Annotated in this window: 27 protein-coding genes; 10 read left to right on the top strand and 17 right to left on the bottom strand. The window is 44.5% G+C overall.

Translation table 11 applies throughout. The features are described from left to right. Positions 1–9: 9 nt before the first annotated feature. The 10 genes from atpH to mioC form a co-directional block, all read right to left on the bottom strand. On the bottom strand, positions 10–543 hold the full coding sequence (gene atpH, locus Q4Q52_RS17200) for a F0F1 ATP synthase subunit delta (protein WP_006083842.1): 534 nt from the start codon (positions 541–543) through the stop codon (positions 10–12). A 15-nt stretch (positions 544–558) separates the two neighbouring features. Then, entirely contained in the window at positions 559–1,029 is a 471-nt protein-coding gene (gene atpF, locus Q4Q52_RS17195) for a F0F1 ATP synthase subunit B (protein WP_006083841.1), read from the bottom strand. 37 nt (positions 1,030–1,066) lie between these two features. Next, entirely contained in the window at positions 1,067–1,318 is a 252-nt protein-coding gene (atpE, locus tag Q4Q52_RS17190) for a F0F1 ATP synthase subunit C (protein WP_006083840.1), read from the bottom strand. A gap of 64 nt (positions 1,319–1,382) precedes the next feature. Further along, the gene (atpB, locus tag Q4Q52_RS17185) at positions 1,383–2,177 is read right to left on the bottom strand and encodes a F0F1 ATP synthase subunit A (protein ID WP_106648792.1); all 795 of its coding nucleotides are present in this window, start codon (positions 2,175–2,177) and stop codon (positions 1,383–1,385) included. Between the two features lie 12 nt (positions 2,178–2,189). After that, positions 2,190–2,573 carry an ATP synthase subunit I gene (locus Q4Q52_RS17180; protein ID WP_126493379.1) on the bottom strand — a complete coding sequence of 128 codons (384 nt, stop codon included), beginning with the start codon at positions 2,571–2,573 and terminating at the stop codon, positions 2,190–2,192. A gap of 225 nt (positions 2,574–2,798) precedes the next feature. Then, entirely contained in the window at positions 2,799–3,677 is an 879-nt protein-coding gene (locus tag Q4Q52_RS17175; protein WP_006084765.1) for a ParB/RepB/Spo0J family partition protein, read from the bottom strand. Positions 3,678–3,686: 9 nt separating this feature from the next. After that, positions 3,687–4,475, bottom strand: coding sequence for a ParA family protein (locus Q4Q52_RS17170; RefSeq protein WP_006083836.1), 789 nt, complete (start codon positions 4,473–4,475; stop codon positions 3,687–3,689). Between the two features lie 73 nt (positions 4,476–4,548). Beyond that, the gene (gene rsmG, locus Q4Q52_RS17165) at positions 4,549–5,169 is read right to left on the bottom strand and encodes a 16S rRNA (guanine(527)-N(7))-methyltransferase RsmG (RefSeq protein WP_006083835.1); all 621 of its coding nucleotides are present in this window, start codon (positions 5,167–5,169) and stop codon (positions 4,549–4,551) included. Positions 5,170–5,286: 117 nt separating this feature from the next. After that, complete coding sequence (gene mnmG, locus Q4Q52_RS17160) at positions 5,287–7,176, bottom strand: tRNA uridine-5-carboxymethylaminomethyl(34) synthesis enzyme MnmG (protein ID WP_311989230.1); 1,890 nt, start codon at positions 7,174–7,176, stop codon at positions 5,287–5,289. Positions 7,177–7,615: 439 nt separating this feature from the next. After that, the gene (mioC, locus tag Q4Q52_RS17155) at positions 7,616–8,056 is read right to left on the bottom strand and encodes an FMN-binding protein MioC (protein WP_261273093.1); all 441 of its coding nucleotides are present in this window, start codon (positions 8,054–8,056) and stop codon (positions 7,616–7,618) included. Positions 8,057–8,306: 250 nt separating this feature from the next. On the opposite strand from mioC, the gene Q4Q52_RS17150 reads away from it, so the two are divergent. Further along, positions 8,307–9,860: an oligopeptide:H+ symporter gene (locus Q4Q52_RS17150; RefSeq protein WP_311991185.1), complete on the top strand. Its 1,554-nt coding sequence runs from the start codon at positions 8,307–8,309 to the stop codon at positions 9,858–9,860. A gap of 81 nt (positions 9,861–9,941) precedes the next feature. Here the strand turns inward: Q4Q52_RS17150 and mnmE are convergent, their stop codons facing one another. The 5 genes from mnmE to rpmH form a co-directional block, all read right to left on the bottom strand. Then, positions 9,942–11,303 (bottom strand): tRNA uridine-5-carboxymethylaminomethyl(34) synthesis GTPase MnmE, encoded by a 1,362-nt coding sequence (mnmE, locus tag Q4Q52_RS17145; RefSeq protein WP_012588973.1) that lies wholly within the window; start codon positions 11,301–11,303, stop codon positions 9,942–9,944. 127 nt (positions 11,304–11,430) lie between these two features. Continuing rightward, a complete protein-coding gene (yidC, locus tag Q4Q52_RS17140) occupies positions 11,431–13,056 on the bottom strand; it encodes a membrane protein insertase YidC (protein WP_311891285.1) in 1,626 nt (541 codons plus the stop codon). Between the two features lie 3 nt (positions 13,057–13,059). Beyond that, positions 13,060–13,314: a membrane protein insertion efficiency factor YidD gene (gene yidD / locus Q4Q52_RS17135; protein WP_006083829.1), complete on the bottom strand. Its 255-nt coding sequence runs from the start codon at positions 13,312–13,314 to the stop codon at positions 13,060–13,062. Next, positions 13,281–13,637 (bottom strand): ribonuclease P protein component, encoded by a 357-nt coding sequence (gene rnpA, locus Q4Q52_RS17130; RefSeq protein WP_006083828.1) that lies wholly within the window; start codon positions 13,635–13,637, stop codon positions 13,281–13,283. Before rnpA ends, yidD begins: the two co-directional genes overlap by 34 nt. Positions 13,638–13,652: 15 nt before the next feature. After that, the gene (gene rpmH, locus Q4Q52_RS17125) at positions 13,653–13,790 is read right to left on the bottom strand and encodes a 50S ribosomal protein L34 (RefSeq protein ID WP_006083827.1); all 138 of its coding nucleotides are present in this window, start codon (positions 13,788–13,790) and stop codon (positions 13,653–13,655) included. A gap of 446 nt (positions 13,791–14,236) precedes the next feature. Between rpmH and dnaA the strand changes: the two genes are divergently transcribed. From dnaA to gyrB, 4 genes are all read left to right on the top strand, one after another. Then, positions 14,237–15,625, top strand: a complete 1,389-nt coding sequence (dnaA, locus tag Q4Q52_RS17120) for a chromosomal replication initiator protein DnaA (protein ID WP_006083826.1) — start codon at positions 14,237–14,239, stop codon at positions 15,623–15,625. Positions 15,626–15,644: 19 nt separating this feature from the next. After that, a complete protein-coding gene (gene dnaN, locus Q4Q52_RS17115) occupies positions 15,645–16,745 on the top strand; it encodes a DNA polymerase III subunit beta (RefSeq protein WP_006083825.1) in 1,101 nt (366 codons plus the stop codon). 201 nt (positions 16,746–16,946) lie between these two features. Further along, positions 16,947–18,029 carry a DNA replication/repair protein RecF gene (recF, locus tag Q4Q52_RS17110; protein WP_311991184.1) on the top strand — a complete coding sequence of 361 codons (1,083 nt, stop codon included), beginning with the start codon at positions 16,947–16,949 and terminating at the stop codon, positions 18,027–18,029. A gap of 16 nt (positions 18,030–18,045) precedes the next feature. Continuing rightward, on the top strand, positions 18,046–20,463 hold the full coding sequence (gene gyrB, locus Q4Q52_RS17105) for a DNA topoisomerase (ATP-hydrolyzing) subunit B (protein WP_220776523.1): 2,418 nt from the start codon (positions 18,046–18,048) through the stop codon (positions 20,461–20,463). 81 nt (positions 20,464–20,544) lie between these two features. Here the strand turns inward: gyrB and Q4Q52_RS17100 are convergent, their stop codons facing one another. Continuing rightward, positions 20,545–21,207: a glutathione S-transferase family protein gene (locus Q4Q52_RS17100; protein WP_311991183.1), complete on the bottom strand. Its 663-nt coding sequence runs from the start codon at positions 21,205–21,207 to the stop codon at positions 20,545–20,547. A gap of 240 nt (positions 21,208–21,447) precedes the next feature. Here Q4Q52_RS17100 and Q4Q52_RS17095 point away from each other — a divergent pair, with 240 nt between their 5' ends. The 4 genes from Q4Q52_RS17095 to Q4Q52_RS17080 are packed head-to-tail and all read left to right on the top strand — an operon-like array spanning position 21,448 to position 23,693. Next, positions 21,448–21,750 carry a cytochrome c gene (locus Q4Q52_RS17095; protein WP_006084774.1) on the top strand — a complete coding sequence of 101 codons (303 nt, stop codon included), beginning with the start codon at positions 21,448–21,450 and terminating at the stop codon, positions 21,748–21,750. A 1-nt stretch (position 21,751) separates the two neighbouring features. Further along, complete coding sequence (locus Q4Q52_RS17090; RefSeq protein ID WP_311991182.1) at positions 21,752–22,978, top strand: sulfite oxidase; 1,227 nt, start codon at positions 21,752–21,754, stop codon at positions 22,976–22,978. Beyond that, entirely contained in the window at positions 22,978–23,361 is a 384-nt protein-coding gene (locus Q4Q52_RS17085; protein ID WP_311991181.1) for a cytochrome C, read from the top strand. Before Q4Q52_RS17090 ends, Q4Q52_RS17085 begins: the two co-directional genes overlap by 1 nt. Next, positions 23,358–23,693 carry a c-type cytochrome gene (locus Q4Q52_RS17080; RefSeq protein WP_311991180.1) on the top strand — a complete coding sequence of 112 codons (336 nt, stop codon included), beginning with the start codon at positions 23,358–23,360 and terminating at the stop codon, positions 23,691–23,693. Before Q4Q52_RS17085 ends, Q4Q52_RS17080 begins: the two co-directional genes overlap by 4 nt. Before the next feature lie 80 nt (positions 23,694–23,773). Here Q4Q52_RS17080 and Q4Q52_RS17075 read toward each other — a convergent pair whose 3' ends face one another. Further along, positions 23,774–24,694, bottom strand: a complete 921-nt coding sequence (locus Q4Q52_RS17075; RefSeq protein WP_311991179.1) for a biotin-dependent carboxyltransferase family protein — start codon at positions 24,692–24,694, stop codon at positions 23,774–23,776. Between the two features lie 334 nt (positions 24,695–25,028). Here Q4Q52_RS17075 and Q4Q52_RS17070 point away from each other — a divergent pair, with 334 nt between their 5' ends. Continuing rightward, on the top strand, positions 25,029–26,069 hold the full coding sequence (locus Q4Q52_RS17070; RefSeq protein WP_311991178.1) for an HDOD domain-containing protein: 1,041 nt from the start codon (positions 25,029–25,031) through the stop codon (positions 26,067–26,069). Positions 26,070–26,100 lie beyond the last annotated feature (31 nt).

Genomic DNA, 26,100 nt, shown 5'->3' with positions numbered 1-26,100 from the left:
AACTCCCAATTACGACTGCAGCTTATCAGACAGACGCGATAACTTACCGCGGACCGAGCCATCGATGACTAGGTCTCCTGTCTTAATGATTACACCGGCGATGAGCGCGGCGTCAGTGCTACAATTCAGCTTAACTTTGCGTGCGAGACGTTTCTCTAAAGAAATACTAATCTGCTGTTGTTGTTCAGAGCTCAGCTCAGTTGCAGAAACCACATCGGCTTCCACTTCTTTTGCCCACTCATTACGGTATTCAGTAAATAACTGAGATACAGCAGGTAGTACCTTTAAGCGACCGTTTTCAGCCATTACCTTTATCAGGTTCTGACCTTGCACATTGACTTGCTCACCACACACACTAATAAAGAGTGCTGCGAGCTTAGTGCTGGCTAAAGAGCCAGCTAACAGTGGTTGCATGGTTTCGTTTTCACTCACCAATGCGGCAAACGTAAGCATTTCTGCCCATGAATCCACTGCATCTTGTTCAATAGCAAAGTCAAAAGCTGCCTTTGCGTAAGGGCGAGCGATGGTGGTTAATTCAGCCATAACTCAACTCCCTTATCAAATTTCAGCGACTAGTTTATTAACTATGTCACTGTGGGCGGCTGGATCAATAGAACGCTCAAGGATCTTCTCAGCACCCATGATGGCAAGAGTAGCAACCTGCTTACGCAGATCCTCTTTGACGCGATTACGTTCAGCTTCAATTTCTGCTTTACCCTGAGCGATGATTTTAGCACGCTCAGCGTCTGCTTCGGTTTTGGCTTCTTCAACTATTTGAGCTTTACGCTTGTTAGCTTGCTCAATAATTTCATTAGCCGTTACCTTGGCTTCTTTTAGTTGGTCAGTCGCTTTCGCTTGTGCCAACTCCAGGTCTTTTACCGCACGATCAGCATCAGCTAGACCGTCAGCAATCCTTTTTTGGCGCTCTTCGATGGCATTCATCAAAGGGGGCCATACAAACTTCATGCAAAACCACACGAAGATGATAAAGGCGACCGTCTGACCGATTAGGGTAGCGTTGAAATTCACAACAGCCTCCTATTTAGAGTTAAGACAGAAGCGTTTTTTACAGCATTGCACCCAGTGGGTTGGTAAACAGCATAAATAATGCGATACCAACACCGATCATAGTTACGGCGTCAAGAAGACCCGCTACGATGAACATTTTAACTTGTAGCATAGGAGCCATTTCTGGTTGACGCGCAGCGCCTTCCAAGAACTTGCCGCCTAATAAGCCGAAACCGATTGCAGTACCAAGAGCACCCATACCAATCAGCAGAGCAACAGCGATAGCTGTCATGCCTAAAATCGTTTCCATCTGTATCTCCAGTATCTAAATCTGTATTAGTTGATGATTTAGTTTAAAATTTCTTCAGCAATCCTTAATGATCTTCATGCGCCATGCTTAAATAAACAATGGTCAACATCATGAAGATAAACGCTTGCAGTGTGATAACCAAAATGTGGAATATTAACCAACCCAGTTGTAGAGTCACACCTAGGGAAGATAATAACAAGTTGGTACCATACATCAGCGCAATAAGGATGAAGATCAACTCACCTGCGTACAAATTACCAAAGAGTCGCAATGCCAATGAAATTGGCTTAGCTATCAAAGTAACTGTCTCTAATAGGAGGTTGACGGGTATCATTGCCTTATGGTTAAAGGGCTGTAGTGTCAGTTCTTTAACAAACCCAGACACACCTTTGACCTTAATGCTGTAGAAAATAATCAGCACGAACACACCAATAGCTAAGCTAAAGGTAATGTTAACGTCAGTCGTCGGAACCGCTTTAAGATATGGAATACCCATTAAACTTGCTGCGTGAGGCAGCCAATCTACCGGGATCATATCCATGAAGTTCATCATGAATACCCATACAAAAATGGTCAGAGCTAAAGGTGCGATCAGAGCATTGCGACCATGAAAACTTTCTTTCACGCTGTTATTTACGAACTCAACGATCATCTCAACAAAACATTGCAGTTTGCCAGGAACACCGGAAGTCGCTTTTTTACCAACGCTGCGGAAAATCCACAGGAACAGAACACCAAGACCAACCGAAAAGAACAACGAATCAATGTGCCATGTCCAAAAGCCTTCACCAACACTTAAGTTGGTAAGGTGATGTTGGATATAGCCCTGCGGTGTTAACGCTTCACCAGTTGCAGCCATGATTCATCCCACTTAACTTTGCTTGAAGTATAAAGGAGCTGTCCAATGCACGATTAGCGTCAGCACATAACAAACAAAAAGCGGCATAAAAGCGACCTTAATATTGATAAATACAAACGAAAACATTGCGATGGTTAACAGCAACTTTACCGCTTCCCCCCAGTAAAAAGTCTTTATGACTTTTGCAGCTGAACTTGCTCCCGTGTGGGAGAAAGCGAGGGTTGCGAATACAAAATTAGGGAGCACAGCGATTGAACCACCTGCTAACGCAGAATAGCCAAACTGAACTCCCCACACGGCGAAAAAGAGAATTGAAGCACCCCCAGCGACCGCCGCCTGCATCATCACCAATTTATAGGCTGACCACCGGCCACGACGCGCTAAAACCTTACTCAATTCATCCTCTCCGCATTCATACTTTTTGTTTCGATGACCGGATGACAAATACCCGTATTTATGTCGATGCACAAAAAGCTTGCGAAAGTATACCTTTTCACGCCTTCATTGCAACTTTGAGATAAGGAAAAACAACACTTTTAACGTGATCTAGCGCCAAACGAGTTAAAATGTAAGATTAGCATCTGTCACAAATTTACATTAAAAACTGTTAATCTACAGACATTAATGAATTTTACTAAGAATTCCGTCTAATTCAGCCAGATTCTGATAGTTAATTACAATTTTACCTGTGCCCTTACTGCTATGAGCGATAGAAACCTTGGCACCTAATCTTTCAATTAACTGCTGCTCTAAACGACAAACATCTTGATCTTTAGTCGTAGTTTCGGCTTGTTTAGGCGGATTTAAGGTTTGATTAATTAATCGTTCAGTTTCGCGAACGGTTAATTCCTTAGCGGCCACTAATCTCGCAAGATTTGTTTGTTCTTCTCCCTCAATTGCTAACAAAGCGCGAGCATGACCCATATCGATGTCGCCATACTCGAGTAGACGTTTTACTGGCTCATTTAAGCCGTTTAAACGTAACAAGTTAGATACACTCGCTCTGGATTTTCCCACAACATCGGCAACCTGTTGGTGAGTCAGTTCAAATTCTTGCATTAAACGTTGTAATGCTATGGCTTCTTCCATGGCATTTAAATCTTCACGCTGGATGTTTTCAATCAAAGCGATAGCAACGGCGGCCTCATCGGGTACTTGTTTGACTATGCAGGGAATTTTATTTAAGCCAGCAAGTTGAGAAGCACGCCAGCGACGTTCACCCGCAATGATCTCATACATGTCGTTTGCCACTTGTCTTACAACGATGGGCTGAATAATGCCTTGGTTGCGGATAGAATGCGCCAGTTCTTCCAACGCTTCGGGAGACATGTCTTTACGAGGTTGATACTTACCCGGTTGTAATAAGTCTAAATCGAGATGGATAAGCTCTTCTTTTTTATCGACAACATTAGCTTCGTCAGTGTGTTTTTTACTGGCGGCATGGCTGTTACTCAGTAGGGCATCTAACCCTTTGCCTAATCCTCTTTTCTTTAACGTCATGGTGATCCTTTACGCTTGCTTAGCCTGAGTTTGTTGTTCTGAACGACGGATCATTTCACCCGCAAGCGCTAGATACGCCTTAGCGCCGGCACTCGATTTATCGTAATACATAGCAGGCGCACCAAAACTTGGCGCCTCAGCCAGCCTCACATTACGTGGGATCACAGTACGATATACCTTGTCACCAAAATGCTGTTTTAGCTGATCGGACACATCATTAGATAAACGATTACGCGGATCGTACATAGTGCGTAAAATGCCTTCAATGCCAAGCCCTGGGTTAACCATAGCGGCAAGTTTAGTGATGGTATCAATCAGCGCCGTTAAGCCTTCTAGGGCATAGTATTCGCACTGCATAGGCACGAGCACAGAGTCAGCCGCTGACATAGCGTTCACAGTCAACATGTTCAATGAAGGAGGGCAGTCGATAAAGATATAATCATATTGATCTTTTATCGGTGCGAGCGCGTTACGCAAACGGATCTCACGCGCAAAAAACTCCATCAGTTTGATCTCTGCCGCTGTCACATCACCGTTACTGGCGATCAGATCATACTTACCCGCAGTGTTTTTAATGACGATCTCGTCGAAGGTTTTTTCTTCGACCAATAATTCGTAGGCCGTATTTTCGACCTCGTATTTATCGACACCACTACCCATAGTGGCATTACCTTGGGGATCGAGATCGATCAATAATACTTTACGTTTTGTTGCTGCTAACGAAGCGGCGAGGTTAACGCAAGTAGTTGTTTTTCCTACGCCACCTTTCTGGTTAGCCACGGCAATCACTTTACCCACAATATCACCCTGTATGTAAATGCTGGTTTATTGCCCTTACTTAAAAATGATTTATTCATCACTTTTAAGCCTGTTATTCTTTGATTATTTTCAATAAATGTCTTTGTTCATCGAGTTTAGGTACCTTAAGTTCGATGACTTCTTTCACTGCAAATCCACTTGGAATATGTTGCATTTCTTCATCATTTAACTGGCCTTTAAGCGCATAAAACTGCCCATGTTCGGCGGGTAAATGATGGCACCAAGTGAGCATATCTTGGATTGAAGCAAATGCACGACTTAATACGCCGTCGAATTTTTGCTCAGGTTGATAAGCTTCTACGCGGCTTTCAACTGAGCTGATGTTATGAATGCCTAATTCAAAGGACACTTGTTTTTGAAAACGAATGCGTTTACCTAAGCTGTCCAATAACACAAATTGTTTATCGGGATTCATAATCGCTAACGGGATCCCAGGTAAACCGGGTCCTGTGCCCACATCGATAAAACGTTCACCTTGTAGATGTTTTGAAACTACTAAGCTGTCCATGATATGGCGGATCAACATGGCTTCGGGATCTCTCACCGATGTCAGGTTATAGGCTTTATTCCATTTGTTGAGCATGCCAACAAAATCAATTAGTTGTTTTTTTTGCTCGGCGGTTGCGGGCAAATTAATTTCGGCTAAATAAGCCTCTAACTGGGCAGATAACACTGAGCAACCTCAACAAAGATACGATTATGAACGCGAAGGCTATTATGAAGCCCGAAAACGATGAAGGGAAGCCTGAATGCTTCCCTTCTATGACCTAAGCAGCGATTAAGCTAGCTTTTACGCACTCTTACGTAATAAGCCACGCTTTTTAAGGTGAACCAACAAAATTGAAATAGCCGCAGGGGTAATACCAGAGATCCGTGACGCTTGGCCTATAGTTTCTGGTTTGTGGTTATTTAACTTAGCAATCACTTCGTTCGACAAGCCCGGTACTTCTTTGTAATCGAGCGTCAAAGGTAAACCTGTGTTCTCATTACGCACGGCTTTGTTGATCTCTTCCTGCTGGCGTTGAATATAACCAGAGTACTTCACTTGGATCTGAACTTGTTCAGCTGCTTGTGGATCTTCAAGCCCAGGACCAAAACCTTCAATCTGCATTAACTTGCTGTAATCCATTTCTGGACGACGCAGTAACTCTTCAAATGACGCTTCGCGCGAGATCGGCGTATTCAAATGTGGATTCAACGCATGGATCAAAGGTGAATTTGGATGCACCCATTGGCCACGCAGTCTTTGCAGTTCAAGTTCAATGGATTCTAACTTCTCACTAAATGCTGCCCAGCGAGCGTCGTCGACTAAACCGAGTTCGCGACCTTTTGCCGTTAAGCGAATGTCGGCGTTATCTTCACGGAGTAACAAACGGTATTCGGCACGGCTAGTAAACATGCGGTACGGTTCTTTGGTACCCAGAGTCGACAGATCGTCAACCAGTACTCCAAGATACGCTTCATCGCGACGTGGACACCAAGCTTCTTTGCCTTGCACTTGCAAAGACGCATTCATGCCCGCTAATAAACCTTGAGCACCGGCTTCTTCATAACCTGTAGTACCGTTTATTTGGCCAGCAAAGAATAACCCGTTGATCGTTTTGGTTTCTAGTGAGTTTTTCAGATCCCTTGGATCGAAATAATCATATTCGATCGCATAACCTGGACGCACTATTTCGGCGTTTTCCATACCTTGGATCGAACGCACTAAATTCAACTGTACATCGAAAGGTAAACTAGTTGAGATCCCGTTAGGGTAGATCTCATTGGTATTTAAGCCTTCAGGTTCGATGAAGATCTGATGCGAAGATTTGTCCGCAAAGCGGTGGATCTTGTCTTCAATCGATGGGCAGTAACGTGGGCCTATACCCTCGATTACGCCAGAATACATTGGACTTCTATCTAAACCACCCCGAATAATTTCATGGGTTTTCTCATTGGTATGAGTAATCCAGCAAGAAATTTGCTTTGGATGGTGACTGACATCGCCCATAAACGACATCACAGGCAATGGAGAATCGCCTTTCTGTTCAGCCATTTGAGAAAAATCAATCGTGTTTGCATCGATACGTGGTGGGGTACCCGTTTTTAAACGGCCTACACGGATCGGTAATTCACGTAAACGATTGGCTAAAGCAATGGCTGGTGGATCGCCAGCACGGCCACCGCTGTAGTTCTCTAATCCTATGTGGATTTTGCCGCTTAAGAATGTACCAGTTGTTAGTACAACGGCTGGAGATTCAAAAGCTAATCCCATTTGAGTCACTACGCCAACAACTTGATTATTTTCAACAATTAAGTCATCAACGGCTTGTTGGAAAATACGTAAATTAGGTTGGTTTTGTAATATGTTTTGGATCTTTTGACGATACAAGGCACGGTCAGCTTGTGCACGTGTTGCTCGTACGGCAGGGCCTTTGCTTGAATTCAAGGTTCTAAATTGGATCCCTGCATAATCGGTTGCGATCGCCATTGCACCACCTAAGGCGTCAATTTCTTTCACTAGGTGGCCTTTGCCTATGCCACCGATCGCTGGATTACATGACATTTGTCCTAACGTATCGATATTGTGCGTTAGTAATAATGTTTTTGATCCCATTCTTGCTGCAGCCAACGCGGCTTCAGTTCCGGCATGACCACCACCAACAACAATAACATCAAACCGTTCATGAAAATGCATGCCACTACCTTCAATTGCTAAGAGACTCAGTACGAGCCGAGTATTTTAGCATTTGCTTTGCGCTAGGTGAATGATCATTTTACCTTGATCGATCGAGACGATCCGGACTAATAGATCTTAAGATCTTTATATAGATCTTCTTATTATGTTTACTATTAAGATCGCATTTTTCTGTGTATAACCCAAATTAAGTATATAAATCATTAATTAGCGCGATCTTGATCCTGTGATCTGATCGCGATCTAACGCCATTAAACATGGGGATAGATCGCCTACTTATCCACAAGGCGGATCATTAAGCAGATCGGACTGTGAATAGTACAGAGGTTGATCAGATCTAAATAATACCTTATCCACATGTTTATACTTTAAATAAGTAAATTGTGGATAAATAGGATCTAAACTGTACATAGATCTCGACCTTATCCAATAAGCGATCTTAAATATCCTGTTGCCATTGTGCTAACCATGCAAGCGCTGGGTCTTCTGGCACAGGATCAAGTTGTACATCGATCTGGATCTTATCCACAAAGGCTTTTGCATCGCAGTCTTGAATCGCTGAAATGAGTTTTTCAGGGCCTTGGCAAAAGGTGTCATAACTTGAGTCGCCAATTGCACATAAGGCAAAGTTCACTTGGCTGAGATCCGGTTTTTGTTCGGTAATTTCGTTGAAAAAGGGCTGGATATTATCTGGAAGATCACCCGCGCCGTGGGTAGATGACACGATAATCCATAGTGCATGGGTGTCGATTTCGCACAGTGTTGGAGTTAAATGCACTTGAACTTGGTGCCCTTGATCCGTTAATTGCGCCATCATTTCGTCAGCAACATACTCTGCACTGCCCAATGTTGTGCCAACTATTACTTCAATCTTTGCCATTATGATTTCTCAGTGTGTTGTTGTTTTTAAAACAAATTTCAATTAAATAGATAGCTCAATGGCTATTATTATGTTCATCATAAAGGAAATGTGGATCGGACCACAGAAGCAATACGTGATTTTTGCAGTTTTTGCATCCTTTATATAATGTTGGTTTGGCTTACATGTTACCTTTAGCTTCTTGATACAAAATTAATATATTTACCAATTTAATTTCATTTTAAATCAAATAATTATAATAGGATGTTCTATGACAACACCCGTAAATGCGCCCCAGTGGCCACGGCAAATTCCTTACATCATCGCCAGTGAAGCTTGTGAACGTTTTAGCTTTTACGGTATGCGGAATATTCTTACCCCATTCTTGATTACAGCACTTTTGTTGTCTATTCCAGAAGAACTACGTGGAACTATGGCTAAGGATGTGTTCCATTCCTTTGTCATTGGAGTGTACTTTTTCCCATTACTCGGTGGTTGGATTGCTGATCGTTTTTTCGGTAAATACAATACTATCTTATGGTTAAGCTTAATTTACTGTGTTGGTCATGCGTTTCTCGCTATTTTTGAACACAGCATTCAAGGGTTTTATACGGGATTATTTTTAATTGCGCTCGGATCGGGTGGGATTAAGCCCTTGGTTTCTTCCTTTATGGGAGATCAATTTGATCAAACCAATAAAACATTGGCGCAGAAAGCGTTTGATCTTTTTTATTTTACGATTAATTTTGGCTCCTTCTTTGCCTCGTTATCTATGCCATTACTATTGAAATATTATGGTGCTGCGGTCGCATTTGGGATCCCTGGTGTCTTGATGTTTATTGCAACTGTGTTCTTCTGGTTAGGCCGCAAACGTTATGTGCATATGCCACCCGAACCGAAAAATCCCCATGGTTTTTTACCCGTTATTCGTACCGCATTGCTCACTAAAATCGCTGGCCAAGCCAACATAGGTTTAGTGTTAGCTTTAGTTGGGATCATTTCTGCAGCGTATGCCTTAGTCAATATTCCAACCTTAGGTATCGTTGCTGGTTTGTGCTGTGCGTTAGTGCTTGTGATGGGATTTGTTGGCGCAGGGGCTTCATTGCAACTCGAACGGGCTAGGGGGATCCATCCGGATATCGCCGTTGATGGTGTGCGTTCAGTTCTACGGATCTTAATCTTATTTGCGTTAGTGACTCCCTTTTGGTCTTTGTTCGATCAGAAAGCGTCCACTTGGATATTGCAAGCCAATGACATGTCAAAACCGGCATGGTTTGAACCTGCCATGATGCAAGCGTTAAACCCATTATTAGTTATGTTACTGATCCCATTTAATAACTTTGTGTTATATCCGGCGATTGAGCGCATGGGGGTAAAGTTAACTGCTTTGCGTAAAATGGGGGCTGGGATTGCCATCACGGGAGTGAGTTGGATAGTCGTTGGTAGCATTCAATTGGTGATGGATGGCGGCTCGGCATTATCAATATTTTGGCAGATTGTGCCCTATGCTTTGCTCACCTTTGGTGAAGTATTAGTTTCAGCCACAGGGCTAGAGTTTGCCTACAGTCAAGCGCCTAAAGCTATGAAAGGCACTATCATGAGTTTTTGGACCTTATCTGTGACCGTCGGTAACTTATGGGTGTTATTGGCGAACGTCAGTGTGAAAAGCCCTGCTGTGACCGAACAGATTGCCCAAACTGGGATCAGTATTACCGCATTTCAGATGTTTTTCTTCGCAGGTTTTGCCATCTTGGCAGCATTGATGTTTGCGCTTTATGCAAGATCCTATCAAATGCAAGATCATTACCGCCACGTCGAATCATGAAGATGGGTGGAAATATTCGGTTGTAGATAAAAAATCAGCCCATATTGTATGGGCTGATTTATATGGAACTAATAATGTTAGTTACTTCCCGATACAGAAGGAGCTGAAAATCTTGCCGAGTAGGTCGTCAGAAGTGAAGCGGCCAGTGATCTCTGATAGTGCTAATTGGCACATGCGTAGCTCTTCCGCCAGTAGTTCTCCTGCAAGGTAAACCTCTAACTGCTCTTTACCCAATTGCAGGTGTCCTGCGGCTAATTCAAGGGCTTCTAAGTGACGACGACGGGCGATAAAGCCACCTTCGAGATTACTCTGATAACCCATAAGTGACTTCAAGTGTTGCTTTAATTCTTCAACACCTAAGCCTGTTTTTGCCGAGATCCGGTAGACGCTATAACCTTGTTCTTCGGTCATCATTAAGTCTTCGCCAGTAAGATCGGCTTTATTACGGATCACTGTTACACCTAAATTGGAGGGAAGGCGATCGACAAAGTCTGGCCAAATCGCATGGGGATCGACGGCGGCGGTTGTCGTGCCGTCCACCATAAATAGCACACGATCGGCGCTGTTTATTTCATTCCATGCGCGTTCAATACCAATTTGTTCTACGGTATCAGTGGTATCACGCAGGCCTGCGGTATCAATAATGTGCAGCGGCATACCATCTAAATGGATATGTTCACGTAATACGTCGCGTGTTGTGCCAGCAATTTCAGTCACAATGGCCGACTCTTTACCCGCTAATGCATTTAATAAGCTTGATTTTCCGGCATTGGGGCGACCGGCTATCACTACTTTCATCCCTTCACGAATGATAGAACCTTGCTTGGCGCTGGCTTGCACTAGGTCGAGTTTGTCGATGATTTTATAGAGAGCATTGGCAATCTTGCCGTCACTTAAAAAGTCGACTTCTTCATCGGGGAAATCAATTGCGGCTTCAACGTATAAACGCAGGTTAGTGACTTGGTCCACCAGCTCATGGACTTCCTTAGAAAACTCACCTTGTAGCGATTGTAGTGCGCTTTTAGCGGCTTGCTCACTGGTTGCGTCGATAAGGTCGGCAATCGCTTCGGCTTGGGTTAAGTCGAGTTTATCGTTCATAAAGGCTTGTTCGCTAAATTCACCCGGTTTAGCGATACGAATGCCACCGACTTCCATTACCCGTTTGATCAGCATATCGAGGACGATTTGGCCGCCGTGGCCTTGAAGTTCCAGTACATCTTCGCCAGTAAAGGAATTAGGTCCTTTAAAGAATAGCGCTATGCCTTGGTCTATCACTTGGCCCGATGCACTTTTAAAATCGCAATAATCGGCATATCGGGTTTTAGGAAGATGACCTAATACGGCCATAGCGACATCACTGGCTTTGTCGCCTGAAATTCGAATGATGCCTACGCCGCCACGTCCGGGCGCGGTGGCTTGAGCCACAATAGTGTCAGTTGTCATGGAAATACCCACCAAACTAATATCTACTAAATCATGTAAAGGAAAAGGCGGCCAATTAAGCCGCCTTTTAGTGTCATGCGTTCACATTAATCTGTAACGATGCGCTAGAGTCTTGGAAATCTTAGGCTTATTTTAAGCCTTTTTTCTCAAGACCTGCATAAATAATCTTCTGCTGCGTGATAGCAACTATGTTACCCACTAACCAGTACAGTACTAGACCTGCTGGGAACCAGAGGAAGAATACGGTAAAGATTACTGGCATCCACTGCATCATTTTCACTTGCATAGGGTCCATAGTCGGTGCAATAGGCTGCATCTTCTGCATCACAAACATAGATACGCCCATCAATAATGGCAGAATGTAGTAAGGATCTTGTACCGATAAATCGTGGATCCACAACATAAAGGGTGCGTGACGTAATTCGAAGCTTTCTAACAATACCCAGTACAAGGCAATGAAGATTGGCATCTGTAAAATAATAGGTAAACAGCCACCCATAGGGTTAACTTTTTCTTTCTTATACAGTTCCATCATGGCCTGACCCATCTTTTGACGGTCATCACCAAAGCGTTCTTTCAAGTCAGTCAGTTTAGGTTGCAGGTTACGCATTTTCGCCATTGAGGTGTACTGCGCTTTTGTTAGCGGGAACAGTAAACCACGAACGGTTAAGGTGATCAGAATAATCGCCACACCCCAGTTACCGACGAATGATTGATAGAACATCAATAACCAGTGGATTGGTACGGCTAACCACCATAGGAAGCCGTAATCGACCACTAGGTTTAAGGTATCAGAGATGGCTGACAGTGCTTTTTGATCCTTAGGACCAACGTAGAACTGTGAGCTAATTTCTTGGGTCGCACCAGGTGCAATATCATATACCGCACCGCGGAAACCAATATTGGCTAAACCGCCCGCACTGACACTAGAGAAAATAGTGTTGCTGTCGGTAGCCGGTGGGATCCACGCCGAAACGAAGTAATGTTGTAGCATGGCAGCCCAACCACCCAACGTTGCTTGGTTCAGGTTGCTTTTCGCCATGTCATCAAATTTGTATTTCTCATAACGCACATCTTGCGTAGAGAATGCGCCGCCACGATAGGTAGGCATCATCATGCTGCTTTCAGATGGTTTAATCGTTTGTTTAATTTGACCGTACATCTGAACTTGCAGCGGAGCCGCTGAAGTGTTGTTGATTTTATAGTCAACATCGACGTTGAACTTACCGCGATGGAATACAAACACTTTAGTGTATGTCACGCCATTGTCGGCTACATAAGTTAACGGCACTTCTAAAGTGTCTTGACCTTCGGCTAAGGTATATTCAGTCGCTGCAGAGCTAAATGCGGCACGGCCTTTGGCGCTACTGTCGATACCATCGCGACCTATAAGACCGCTCTGGGCTATATAAGTGAAATCTTTCGTTTGCTCAAGCAACACGAAGGGTTGATCTTTATCCTGTTCCATTTTGTGCGAAACTAACGCAGCAAAAACAATGTCGCCACCGATTGGATTAATTTGAACATCCAACTGGTCGGTTTTCACGGTAATCAGTTTGCTGGTTGCTGTCACTGCTGCAGGAACACCTGTATCAGCTTCTGGAACATCGGCACTGTGTGAGTTTGCCGCGTTCGCCACTAAGGACGATTCGGTTGCAACTGGTTTAGGAGCTTTGTCTGCTTGCCACTGTTGCCACAGCAAAAAGCTGACAAACAGTAGTCCTATGAGCAATATATTGCGTTGAGATTCCATAGCCTATTTATTACACCTGTCATTTTTAGGGGGGACGGGATCACTACCGCCGGGATGTAAAGGGTGACATTTTAATATGCGTTTCAATGCAAACCAACAACCTTTCGCGGTTCCATGCACTTTTATTGCTTCAATAGCGTAGTGAGAGCAGGTGGGATTGAAACGGCATCGAGGGCCCAGTATAGGGCTTATGAATACTTGATAGCCACGAATTAACGTGGTCGCTAGCCATTGTAGCGGCGACTGAGTTTGCGCCATAGCTTTTCTATCAATTTGTTGATTTCAGCGTTTTCCATTTCCATCACGCCATTTCTGACAAGCACAACAATATCAAGATGAGGAATGTCGTGTTGATTTAAGCGAAAACTATCTCTGATCACACGCTTAATACGGTTACGTTGATTGGCGCGTTTTACAAAGCGTTTGGCAACAGTAAGGCCCATACGCGGATGTTGTTCCGTGTTAGGAATAGCGAGCAAGGTAATTTCAGCAGAAGATGCTTTGATGGGATTGGAAAATACAGATTTAAATTGCGCGGGAGTTAACAAACGTAACTCCCGCGAAAAGGTATAGCTAGTCAACTAGTTACCCACTTATTAAGCAGATAAACGAGCGCGACCTTTCGCACGACGACGTGCAAGCACCTTACGGCCGCCTACAGTAGCCATACGAGCGCGGAAGCCGTGAGAACGCTTGCGCTTCAGGTTGCTAGGTTGAAAAGTACGTTTACTCATGATGGCAATCCGTCTTTGTTAATTAGTGAACATATCCTTATCTCTAGGATAGAGGTAAGGGCAAAAAAGAGGCCGAATTGTAATCACAATACTTAGTCACGTCAACAACGAAAGTAAGTAAGTGCTTTATTTCTGCCAGCGTATCCTTTGATCAATCCCCAGAATACACCATAAGATGTGGATAACTCTGTGTACGGACACTACATATAGTAGTGCAGGGGATCTTCGAGCCGATCGAAGGGGCGCCATTATAGATCAATGTGGATCGCTTAATAAAGCAGGATTTGCGGATAGTGCAGAATAAAAGGATCGTTTTGGATCTTTGATGATCGAGGATATCCACACAGAATGATCTCGCTGGGGATAAATATTTTTTAAGGATAGCGATCCTTGAGATCTCGCTATAGAATACACCTCTTTTTTGATGATCTTTTGGGGATAACTAAGTGGCTGTTTCACTTTGGCAACAATGTATCGGACGATTGCAAGATGAGCTTTCTGCTCAGCAGTTCAGTATGTGGATCAGACCGTTACAAGCCGAAATGGATGGAGATACTCTGGTGCTTTATGCGCCCAACCGCTTCGTGCTTGATTGGGTCAGAGATAAGTACATCAATATCATTAATCAGTTCTTTACTGAGCAGATGGGCAGCGATGCACCTAAATTGCGTTTCGATATTGGTAGTCGTCCTTCGGCGAAAAAGCCAAGTGTGCCAGCACCTATAGCGCCAACTCGTGTAGCTAATACCCAAACTAAAGCGACAGTAGGCACGACGTTTAACGTCCAAGCCGAGCCGATGGCGAACGCGAATCACCGCAGTAACATCAATCCTAGCTACCAGTTTGATAACTTCGTAGAAGGTAAGTCGAACCAATTAGGTAAGGCTGCGGCGTTGCAAGTTGCTGAAAATCCAGGTGGTGCTTATAACCCATTATTCTTATATGGCGGAACAGGTCTAGGTAAGACTCACTTGTTGCACGCTGTCGGTAACGGGATCATTAAAAATAATCCGAATGCCAAAGTGGTTTACATGCATTCCGAGCGTTTTGTCCAAGACATGGTTAAAGCGCTGCAAAACAATGCGATCGAAGAATTTAAACGTTACTACCGTAGCGTCGATGCTTTGTTTATCGATGATATTCAATTTTTTGCCAATAAAGACAGATCCCAAGAGGAATTCTTCCATACCTTCAATGCCTTGCTTGAGGGGAATCACCAAATAATTTTGACTTCAGATCGTTATCCAAAAGAGATCGACGGTGTTGAAGACAGATTGAAATCTCGTTTTGGTTGGGGTTTAACCGTGGCGATTGAGCCACCAGAGTTAGAAACCCGCGTGGCGATTTTGATGCGTAAAGCCCAAGAGAGCGGCATTAACTTGCCCGATGAAGTGGCCTTCTTTATTGCTAAACGTTTACGTTCAAACGTGCGTGAGCTAGAAGGGGCGTTAAACCGCGTTATCGCTAACGCTAACTTTACTGGTCGACCAATTACCATTGATTTTGTTCGTGAAGCTTTACGTGACCTCTTGGCACTTCAAGAAAAATTAGTCACTATAGACAATATTCAGAAAACCGTAGCTGAATACTACAAGATCAAGATGGCTGATATGTTGTCTAAGCGCCGTTCACGCAGTGTCGCGCGGCCAAGACAAGTGGCAATGGCGTTATCCAAAGAATTAACTAACCAAAGCTTGCCGGAAATTGGTGATGCTTTTGGTGGTCGAGATCACACCACAGTGTTGCATGCCTGTCGTAAGATTGCTCAGCTACGGGAAGAGAGCCACGACATTAAAGAAGATTATGCTAATTTGATTAGAACCTTATCTTCTTAAAACAAGGAATTTGGACACTATGAAATTCTCAATTGATAGGGATGCCCTATTAAAGCCGTTGCAATTGGTGTGTGGTGCGGTAGAAAGACGCCATAATTTGCCCATTTTGTCTAACCTCCTTGTAGAAGTAAGTGGTCACTCACTTAAGCTGACCGGAACAGATTTAGAAGTCGAACTCGTGGGCCAAGTTGTGGTTCACGGTGATATCGAAGAAGGTCGTACTACGGTTCCGGCTAAAAAGCTGCTCGATATTGTTAAGTCTTTGCCAGAACAAAGCGAACTGAAAGTCGAACAACAAGACAATAAATGGTTGCTGCGTTCAGGCCGTAGCCGTTTTTCTTTAGCGACCTTGCCCGCAGAAGAATATCCCAACGTTGAAGCCTTCCAAGCTGAGATTGAATTTAGCTTGAAGCAGGGCGTGTTGAAGTCGATTATCGACTCAACGCAATTTTCTATGGCTAACCAAGATGTGCGTTATTACCTCAACGGTTTATTGTTTGAAACTGAAGGTAATGTGTTGCGCGCTATTGCGACCGACGGCCACCGTTTAGCCTTAAGTCACCGCACGATTGAAGCACAATTACCTGAAAAACAAGTCATTGTTCCACGCAAAGGCGTAATGGAAATGGCGCGTTTATTGGAGTCGGACGATCTCGATATCGCGATTGCCATTGGTGATAATGCCATTCGTGCCACTACGGCTAACACTGTATTTACCAGTAAATTAGTTGATGGCCGCTTCCCTGATTATCGCCGTGTATTGCCAAAGGGCGGTGATAAAATAGTGATTGCGAGTCGTAATCACCTGAAGCAAGCGCTGACCCGCGCATCGATTTTATCGAACGAAAAATTCCGTGGTGTGCGTATTCAACTCGAAAATGGTCTGCTCAAGATCACCGCTAACAATCCTGAACAGGAAGAAGCGGAAGAGATCATCGATGTGGAATACAACAACCAAGCCTTAGAAATTGGTTTTAACGTCAGTTATTTACTCGACGTGCTCAACAACCTTAAGTCCGATGATGTGCGTATCACGCTCATTGATGGTAACTCCAGCGCCTTAATCGAAAACCATTTGGAAGAAGATTCCATGTATGTGGTTATGCCGATGCGCTTATAAACCATCGATTTTTACGTTACCCGTGTTTGTAGCTCTGTCTTCGATGTCTATGCCGCTTAACGGCGGCACAGTGTTTAATACGCAGCATTGGCCATTCCTTCACTCATTTACCGATAGCCTTAGCCTGTGGCAGCGATTGAGTTGCCTGTTAAGTGTTATGAATCCTTGCCTTCGCCGTTTACGCGGCTTAATGAGTAATGCATGAGCCTAACCCGTCTCAATATCGAAGCGTTTCGCAACATTCAGTCCGCACAGTTAATCCCTGCACCTGGGATTAACTTGATTTATGGCCAAAATGGCAGCGGCAAAACCAGTATTCTTGAGGCGATTTATTTCCTCGGTATGGGGCGTTCGTTTCGCAGCCATTTATCCCAGCGAGTGATTAATACCGACGACGATAAGTTAACCCTGTTTGCGACCTTAAATTTAGCGCGCGGTGACAGTAAAATCGGTTTACGCCGATTTCGCAGTGGTGAGACTGAAGTAAGAATCGATGGTGAAAAAGTCAAACGTCTGTCGACTTTAGCCGAAACCTTACCTATCCAAGTGATCACGCCTGAAAGCTTTTCGCTGCTGTTTGAAGGCCCAAAATCCCGTCGACAATTTATCGATTGGGGCGCATTTCATGCTGACCCACAGTTTTATGGCGCTTGGACGAATGTTCGCCGCGTTCTTAAGCAAAGAAATCAATTACTTAGAAATGGTTCGGCTTACAGCCATATTCAATTTTGGGACCAAGAGTTTGTGCGTTATGCCGAGCAGGTTACTGAAATACGAAACCATTATGTAGACTCGTTAAATGAGCTACTTAAGGGTATAATCGGGGAGTTTTTACCGAGTGTAGATGTGAAGGTTTCATTTACCCGCGGCTGGGATAGTAAAACGGATTTTGCAGAACTACTCGAAAACCAATATTCCAGAGATTTGGCCACAGGTCATACCGTCAGCGGTCCCCATAAAGCTGACCTTAGACTTCGTGTAGGCACTTTGCCGGCGCAGGATGCCCTGTCCCGTGGTCAATTGAAATTATTAGTCTGTGCACTGCGTATTGCACAGGGAAAGTTGCTCAAACAACAAATAGATAAACACAGTATTTATCTTGTGGATGATCTTCCATCCGAGTTGGATGCACAGCATAGGCAGCTATTGCTAAAGCAGTTAGTGGATACAGGTGCACAAGTGTTTGTCACTGCCATTGAGCCTGCAGCAATAGTCGATTCGTTACACACACCTCCCAGTAGGATGTTTCATGTGGAACAGGGACGTGTAACGGTAATTGAATAACCATTGAGAGAATAATATGTCAGAGAATAGTTACGATTCTTCGAGTATTAAGGTCCTTAAGGGCCTTGATGCAGTACGTAAGAGACCTGGGATGTATATTGGTGACACCGACGACGGTACGGGTCTACATCATATGGTGTTCGAAGTAGTCGATAACTCTATCGATGAAGCCTTAGCCGGCCACTGCAGCGATATTACCATTACTATCCATGTCGATGGTTCGGTTTCTGTTAAAGATGACGGCCGTGGTATTCCGGTTTCTATCCATGAGGAAGAAGGCGTATCGGCTGCTGAAGTTATCATGACGGTATTGCATGCCGGTGGTAAGTTCGACGATAACTCTTATAAAGTGTCTGGCGGTCTCCACGGTGTGGGTGTCTCGGTTGTAAACGCTTTATCTAAAAAGCTGCAAATGACTATTCGCCGTGCGGGCAAAGTGTACGAGCAGTTTTATACCCACGGTGTGCCTGATGCGCCAATCAAAGAGATTGGTGATGCGACTAAAACGGGTACTGAAATCCGTTTTTGGCCAAGTGAAGATACCTTCAGCGATGTTGAGTTTCACTTTGAAATTTTGGCAAAACGCGTACGTGAATTGTCATTCCTGAACTCAGGCGTCGGTATTCGTTTAGTTGATGAACGTGACAACAAGAATGAATTCTTCAAATACGAAGGCGGTATTAGCGCATTCGTTGATTATTTGAACCGTAATAAAACTCCCGTCAATAAAGACGTATTCCACTTTATGCAAGAGCGTGAGGATGGTATTACCGTTGAAGTGGCGATGCAGTGGAATGATGGTTATCAAGAAAATATTTTCTGTTTTACCAACAATATTCCACAGCGTGATGGTGGTACTCACCTAGCGGGTTTCCGTGGCGCCTTAACGCGTAACTTAAACAACTACATGGAAAACGAAGGCTATAACAAGAAAGGCAAAACTAACGCGACAGGCGATGACGCCCGTGAAGGTTTGACCGCCGTTATCTCTGTTAAAGTGCCCGATCCTAAGTTCAGCTCACAAACTAAAGATAAGTTAGTTTCGAGTGAAGTGAAATCTGCGGTTGAACAAACCATGGGTGAGAAGCTGAACGATTATCTGCTGGAAAACCCAGCCGATGCTAAGTTGATTGTCGGTAAAATTGTCGATGCGGCCCGTGCCCGTGAAGCGGCGCGTAAAGCCCGTGAAATGACCCGTCGTAAAGGCGCGCTCGATTTAGGTGGTTTGCCAGGTAAGCTGGCCGATTGCCAAGAAAAAGATCCTGGTCTTTCAGAAATTTACATAGTGGAAGGTGACTCTGCTGGCGGTAGCGCTAAGCAGGGACGTAACCGTAAGAACCAAGCGATTCTGCCACTGAAAGGTAAAATTCTAAACGTTGAGAAAGCCCGCTTCGATAAGATGTTGTCTTCTCAAGAAGTGGCCACACTGATCACCGCTCTTGGCTGTGGTATTGGTCGTGACGAATACAATCCAGATAAGACGCGTTATCACAACATCATCATCATGACGGATGCTGACGTCGACGGCTCGCACATTCGTACCTTGCTGTTGACCTTCTTCTTCCGTCAAATGCCTGAATTGATTGAACGTGGTTATGTGTATATTGCTCAGCCACCACTATTTAAAGTGAAAAAGGGCAAGCAAGAACAGTATTTGAAAGACGAGCCTGCATTGACTCAATATCTCACGACTCAAGCGTTGGATGGCACTATTGTGTACCCAACGCAAGGTGCGATTGGTATGTCAGGTGAGCCGTTAGAGCGTTTAGTGACTCAGTATCGTGAAGTGGAAGCGATTGTTGCCCGTTTAGAGCAACGCTACCCAACGCACATTACTAACCGTATGCTTTACCACCCAATGATCACCAACGAGATGTTGGCCGATGAAGGCAAGATGAAAGAGTGGATCGATGCCTTTATCCATGAGCTGGTGGAAATGGAAAGCAGTGGCGTACTGTATTCTGCTGAGCCGATTCTCGATCCTGAGCGTAAAGTGTATTTGCCTAAGATCACTATTCGTAAACACGGTATCGATACTAACTATCTGTTTACTTATGACTTCTTCCAATCAAGTGACTATCAACGCATCGGCAAGTTAGGTGCGGCGTTAGATGGCATGATTGAAGAAGGCGGTTATGTGCAACGCGGCGAACGTGTGAAAGAAGTCGGCAGCTTCCTTGAAGCGCTAGATTGGACGATTTCTGAAGCGAAACGCGGTCTCTATATCCAACGTTATAAAGGATTGGGTGAGATGAACCCTGAGCAATTGTGGGAAACCACAATGGATCCTGAATCACGCCGTATGCTGCAAGTCACGATTGATGATGCCGTGGGTGCCGATCAGTTGTTCACTTGTTTGATGGGTGATCAAGTTGAACCTCGTCGTGAGTTCATCGAAGCGAACGCATTGAACGTGGCTAACTTAGACGTTTAATGCGCGTTAAGTGACTAGCAGTACGTAAATGATTAAGGGAAAGCCAAGGCTTTCCCTTTTTTATTTCTATGATTTATCCCTTTATCGATCAATACCCGCTTCATCCGCAGCAACAATTTCAGTCTCAGCTTTAGCCGCACTCATCCACGTCTGCATTTCCGGACAGCTGATCACATGCTGCATATAGGCACGGCTTGCCTGTGAGACTTCAACACCGTAGGTGAGAAAGCGCATGACCACAGGGGCAAACATCATGTCGGCAATCGACCATTGGCCAAATAACCAAGTACCTTCAGCATGTGATGGGGCAAACTCGGCCATTTGTGCTGACCAAATCGCATCGATGCGCTCAATGTCTTTGCGGACTGCATCAGTGAGCTCAACATAACGGCTCGCGCGTATGTTCATTGGTAGAGCGTTACGTACGGCATTAAAGCCAGAATGCATTTCACTGGCTATCGATCTAGCCTTGGCTTTTTGTTTAGGATCTTGCGGCCATGCGCTACCGGCAAGATAGGTGTCGTTGAGGTATTCACAAATTGAGAGTGAATCCCATACCGTGATATCGCCATCGACTAATGTCGGTACTTTTAACGTCGGCGAAATGGCTTTGAGTTGCTGATAAAAACTGTCGGTATCGAGTTGCAGTAATACTTCGTTGAACTGCACGCCAGATTTTGCGGCCATTAACCAAGCCCGCAGTGACCAGCTAGAGTAGTTTTTATTGCCAATATATAGATCCATTTTTTGTCCTTGAGTGAAATGCCGAATGTTTCTGCAAAGCTACTATATGGGCTCATTTCACCTATGACTAATGAATATTTTCCCCTTTCTACATCCGCTAATACGCGTCATTTCTCTTGAGCTTTCGAATCACTTTTATTGAATTTAAACGACTCACCGCATTGGGATAATTTAAGCATATCTTAATTACTTCGTTCGATGGAACTCGTCGGGATGAAGACTAACTGATGAGAACTGTGGATGTGGCTGCGAGTGATCTATCCGGCGAGCGTGCTGATATTAATGTTACCAGCTGTGGTAAACGCCGATGAGGCTAATAAGTTATTGAACATGTGTAAGGCCTGCCATGGCGAGTCTGGCATGAGTCGTTTTGAGCATATTCCTAATATTGGATGGCAAAACTCGGATTACCTGTTGAAGCAGCTTCGAGCCTTTAAGACGGGAAATCGCCAAGATCCCACTATGACCAAAGTCGCCCAATTGTTGAGTGAGGCTGATATGCAGCAGATGGCGGATTACTTTTACCTCGGAAAGGATAAATAACATGGATCTTAATCGTCGGGTTTTTATTAAAGGTGCGGTAGCGACGTCTGTGTTATCAGCTTTACCCGTTAAGTGGGTATTTGCCGATCTGCTTCCCGCAGCCGTCACTCCTCTGGATATATCAGCATTAACTTGGACTAAGGCAGAGGACTTGCCGAGTTATTTCAAAGTATTAAACACTCATCCACTGAATGCGTTTCCGCCTGAGCATAAACTTGCTCCTGCTGTGACACCAGCAGATGCCTCATTTATCCGCTGGAATGGCATAGTGCCTGATTTTAAGGTGCTGGATGCTAAGGCTTGGACTTTTAAAGTGGATGGCGAGTCCGTTGCTACCCCGAAAACCTACACAATCGATGAGCTCAAGCGCCGCTTTAAGCATTACACATTACAGTTACTGATTGAATGTGGTGGCAATAGTCGTTCAGGCTTCTTTCCTAGTACTAAAGGTAATCAATGGAATAATGCTGGGGTATTTTGCTCCGAGTGGACGGGTGTCTTGGTGAGCGACGTGCTTAAGGATTGCGGTATTAAAGCTGATGCTGTTTATACGGGTCATCACGGTGTTGATCGGCATTTGAGCGGTAAAGGTGAGGCTATTTCACGCGGTGTGCCAATAAAGGCGGCGCTCGAAGAGCTTGGACTCATTGCATGGTCGATGAACGGTGAGGACATTCCTTATCTACATGGATATCCCTTGCGTATTGTGTTTGGTGGCCGGCCGGGATCCGTTTCGCAAAAAGCCGCGACGGGGATCAGTGTGCGCAATAAAGTGCATGATGGACATAAAATGGAAGCGCCAGCATATCAACTCCCTAAGTATCCCATAGCGCCAGGTGAGTCCGTTGACAATAAGGACTACCGAATCATTGAAGAAATGATAGTGAAGTCCTTGATTACCGAGCCTCAATCCGGAACCGAATTAGCTGTGGGTCAAAAGATGGTTATCGCAGGCCATACTTGGGCGGGATTGCGGGAAGTCGTTAAAGTGGAAGTGAGTTATGACTATGGAACCCGCTGGTTTACCGCTGAGTTAGAAAAACCTAAAAACGTAGCGGCATGGCAGCAGTGGAAGATTGAATTGCAATTACCGTCGCAGGGATATTATGAAATCTGGGCCAAAGCGACCGATAGTGAAGGTGATAGTCAGCCTGTCGTACAACCGCAATGGAATCCTAAGGGATATATGTTTAATGGTTGCCATCGTATTGCCGTTAGAGTGGTGTAATGAGAGTACTGAACAAGCTATTTATTTTTCTTGGGCTAGTGGCATCCAGTATTTCGCTGGCCGCTGAGTATCCAATGGACCCTAAATCGGGTTTGATCATGGCTCCTGGCTGGGAGTTAGTGAATTATCATTGTAATGCTTGCCATACCAGCATGATAGTCGTGCAAAATCATGGCGATAAAGCCTTTTGGAAAGAGACTCTGCAGTGGATGGTTGACACTCAAGGCCTGTGGGACTTGTCGGATACTTGGGAGCCGACCTTGAGTTATCTAAGCACTTATTATGGCCAAGTTGAAATGGATATGACGCTTTTTAGGCGTCTTCCCTTAGAACCTAGCCTGCAGCCTGCGCTCGTTAATTCTGTCTCTAAGGAAACTAAATGAAAGCTCTTATCATAAGTTTGATTGCGCTATGTGGCTTATCCGCAGAGGTCTTTGGAGAGGTTTATCAAGCAGATATAGAGCAAGGTCAGGCATTGGCTACGGCACAGTGTGAGTCATGCCATAGCAATGCGGTGATCGCTATGGCCAAACAATTCCCAAACTTAAAGGGACAGAAATTAGCTTATCTCAATAAACAGCTTGTCGATTTTAAAGCAGGTTTACGACTCGCTCCTTTGATGCAGTCGCAAGTCAGCGCGTTAAGCTCTGAGCAATTACAAGATGTGGCACGATTTTATAACCAGCAAGTTACACCGAACCTAAGTGTGAATTAGCATTATTGTGGGGACTATTTGAATGAAGTCGAATGTTGCTTGCTAGGAATACGGGGTGATGTTTCTTGGCAAGCGGCCTGTTAACCTAGACTGCGTTGTAAGCGATAGAAGTAGTCATGCCATTCTGCTTGCGCCGTTGCGGCTTGTTCATCGTCGACTAATTCGAATTTAACTGTTTGCCCTGGGCGAGTTTGGGCAAGCTTCCAAAGATCGGCTTCAATAATTACGGCTATTTGCGGATGACTGCTGGTGGTCTGCGCATCGGCAAGTAACACGAGTGGTTGCCCTGAAGCGGAGACTTGAACCACTCCGGGCGTGACTGTGTGTGATTGCACAGGGAATGGTTTTGCCAATGTTAACGTATCACCTTTGAGTATTGCACTCGCACGATCACTTTCAGCTGAAAGTTGCCACTGTGTTTGCCAGAATGTTTGCTGAGATTTCAACGAGAAGGCTTGAGTGTGCTTGGTCGCGAGTGCGCGAATATGCCCATCCCAACTTTTTTGAATTGCGCCAACTTGCCTTCTTAGTGGATGAGCTGAACCTAAGGTCAGGCGATCGCCCGCTTCTAATGCGCGGCCATGAAATCCACCGATACCTGAGGTTAAATCGGTAGCGGCAGAATCCATCACTAGCGGCACTTTAACGCCGCCATCAACGGCAATATAAGCACGCATGCCTTTATTTCCCCCTCTAAGGCTGAGTTTTTGTCCTGCCTTAATGGAGTAACGCCAGCCGCAAACTATGGGCTTATTGTCTATACGAGCATCGAAATCGGCACCCGTTAAGGCAATCCAAGCGTCGCGTTTAAACAAAAAAATCGATTGGCCGAAGGTTAATTCCAATACGGGTGTATTGTCTGGGTTTGATAATAGGCGGTTTGCTAAACACAGGGCAGGTCTATCTAAGGCGCCAGCTTGGGTTACACCTAAATGTCGGTATCCCATGCGTCCGAGATCTTGAACTGTAGTGAGTGCACCTGCTTTTATTACCTCGATCATCAAATGTTCCGTCGTTAGCTGGCAAGTATGTCGTGAATGGCTTAAAGGGAGACGAAATACGTATCACTTTATAAAGGCTGGACATATTGTCAGTTAAATGATGCTGAAATGTAAGTTTTTTGAGGTTTCAAGTTGTAACCAAGATTGTCCTAATAGAGGCTACAATCATGGGATTGCTGGCGTCAGAAATGAATTGAATATGTTAGACTTAAGCGAGCCATTAGCATGTCTGTAACGTGTTTATGTATCGCTTAAGCTTGATCAAAATGGATTTGAGATGGGCAATATTTAACTGACTTTTTAACAATTATCTATAATGACAGGTTGATGCTTCTTGATTAAATCACTTTTTAATAAGCTCTTTAATATTCGTGATTCGGCGACGGTAGAGAGACCCAAAAGTTTTTCAACGACGGACTTAGGTAAGTCGTTTGAACCTGCGCGAAAGCCAGCTAAGCCTCTCGAAGATATTAGCGTGGTATCTGTTGATTTATCTGCTCTCTTTTATAGTTTGTTATTTCCGACACGGGTTAAGGACACTGGCGGCGTAGCCAATAATCTTGAACGTCGAGTCATGGCGGAGATAGAGCAGGCTTTGGCATCACCACAAGTGATCGCCGAGAAAGTGTTAAAGCTACCGTCAAAAGTATTGGAATTAGATCGTAAACTGGCCGATCCACAATTTGATATTAAGGACCTATTAGCGCTCATCGAGCAAGATCCTTTACTGAGTATTGAGGTGCTTAAGTTATGTAATTCCCCTGCATTTAAACGTAGCGATAGGGATATCACCAGTTTGCAGCAGGCTTTGGTACAGCTTGGTCGTGAACAGTTGAGAAAGTTTGTTACCACTTGTCTAGTGCGTGAAATGTTGGATATCAAGCCAATCTATTTCCGTCGTTTTGGGGCTGAAATTTGGCGCCATTCGATGCAGGTTGCTTTTCTTGCCAGTGAGTTAAGCGATGAAGATCAAGATACGGCTTTTTTATTGGGTTTATTACACGATGTCGGCAAGCTGGCCATTTTTAAAATGCTTCTCGATGCATTTGTACAGGCAGAGCCGGGAGAACAGCCTAATTCTGGTTTATTTAGACAAGTGATGACGACGAAATCGTTAACCTTAAGTTCATTGCTCGCTAAGCATTGGCAGTTACCCAATACCTTTGAAACAGAATTAGACAAGCTCGCCAGTGTGAACTCGCGCCCGCAAGCTGGGCTCGCCGCTGTGATATGGCGGGCGAATGTGATCAGCGAGATTTCTATGCTGCATCAAGCAGGGCAATTGTCTCCTGAAATACTGGCGAATTTACTGCAGCAAGTTAACTTAGATCAAACTCAATTTGATGGCTTACATCAAAAACTGACGCAGTTCTGATTGGGTGGCTTATGAAATCAGGACAATAAAA

The sequence above is a fragment of the Shewanella sp. SP1S2-4 genome (assembly GCF_031932075.1).
Taxonomy (GTDB): Bacteria; Pseudomonadota; Gammaproteobacteria; order Enterobacterales; family Shewanellaceae; genus Shewanella; species Shewanella baltica.
The sequence above is the reverse complement of the archived record's forward strand: the minus strand, read 5'-3'. Positions and strand labels throughout refer to the sequence as shown.

Coding starts and splice junctions, on each gene's coding strand:
- recF (WP_311991184.1), top strand. CDS start 16,947: ATGAGCCTAACCCGTCTCAATATCGAAGCGTTTCGCAACATTCAGTCC.
- Q4Q52_RS17090 (WP_311991182.1), top strand. CDS start 21,752: ATGGATCTTAATCGTCGGGTTTTTATTAAAGGTGCGGTAGCGACGTCT.
- Q4Q52_RS17100 (WP_311991183.1), bottom strand. CDS start 21,207: ATGGATCTATATATTGGCAATAAAAACTACTCTAGCTGGTCACTGCGG.
- mnmG (WP_311989230.1), bottom strand. CDS start 7,176: ATGCATTTTCATGAACGGTTTGATGTTATTGTTGTTGGTGGTGGTCAT.
- yidD (WP_006083829.1), bottom strand. CDS start 13,314: ATGGCGCAAACTCAGTCGCCGCTACAATGGCTAGCGACCACGTTAATT.
- Q4Q52_RS17080 (WP_311991180.1), top strand. CDS start 23,358: ATGAAAGCTCTTATCATAAGTTTGATTGCGCTATGTGGCTTATCCGCA.
- mnmE (WP_012588973.1), bottom strand. CDS start 11,303: ATGACAACTGACACTATTGTGGCTCAAGCCACCGCGCCCGGACGTGGC.
- yidC (WP_311891285.1), bottom strand. CDS start 13,056: ATGGAATCTCAACGCAATATATTGCTCATAGGACTACTGTTTGTCAGC.
- rpmH (WP_006083827.1), bottom strand. CDS start 13,790: ATGAGTAAACGTACTTTTCAACCTAGCAACCTGAAGCGCAAGCGTTCT.
- Q4Q52_RS17085 (WP_311991181.1), top strand. CDS start 22,978: ATGAGAGTACTGAACAAGCTATTTATTTTTCTTGGGCTAGTGGCATCC.
- atpH (WP_006083842.1), bottom strand. CDS start 543: ATGGCTGAATTAACCACCATCGCTCGCCCTTACGCAAAGGCAGCTTTT.
- atpE (WP_006083840.1), bottom strand. CDS start 1,318: ATGGAAACGATTTTAGGCATGACAGCTATCGCTGTTGCTCTGCTGATT.
- dnaN (WP_006083825.1), top strand. CDS start 15,645: ATGAAATTCTCAATTGATAGGGATGCCCTATTAAAGCCGTTGCAATTG.
- mioC (WP_261273093.1), bottom strand. CDS start 8,056: ATGGCAAAGATTGAAGTAATAGTTGGCACAACATTGGGCAGTGCAGAG.
- atpB (WP_106648792.1), bottom strand. CDS start 2,177: ATGGCTGCAACTGGTGAAGCGTTAACACCGCAGGGCTATATCCAACAT.
- Q4Q52_RS17075 (WP_311991179.1), bottom strand. CDS start 24,694: ATGATCGAGGTAATAAAAGCAGGTGCACTCACTACAGTTCAAGATCTC.
- gyrB (WP_220776523.1), top strand. CDS start 18,046: ATGTCAGAGAATAGTTACGATTCTTCGAGTATTAAGGTCCTTAAGGGC.
- Q4Q52_RS17095 (WP_006084774.1), top strand. CDS start 21,448: ATGTGGCTGCGAGTGATCTATCCGGCGAGCGTGCTGATATTAATGTTA.
- Q4Q52_RS17175 (WP_006084765.1), bottom strand. CDS start 3,677: ATGACGTTAAAGAAAAGAGGATTAGGCAAAGGGTTAGATGCCCTACTG.
- Q4Q52_RS17150 (WP_311991185.1), top strand. CDS start 8,307: ATGACAACACCCGTAAATGCGCCCCAGTGGCCACGGCAAATTCCTTAC.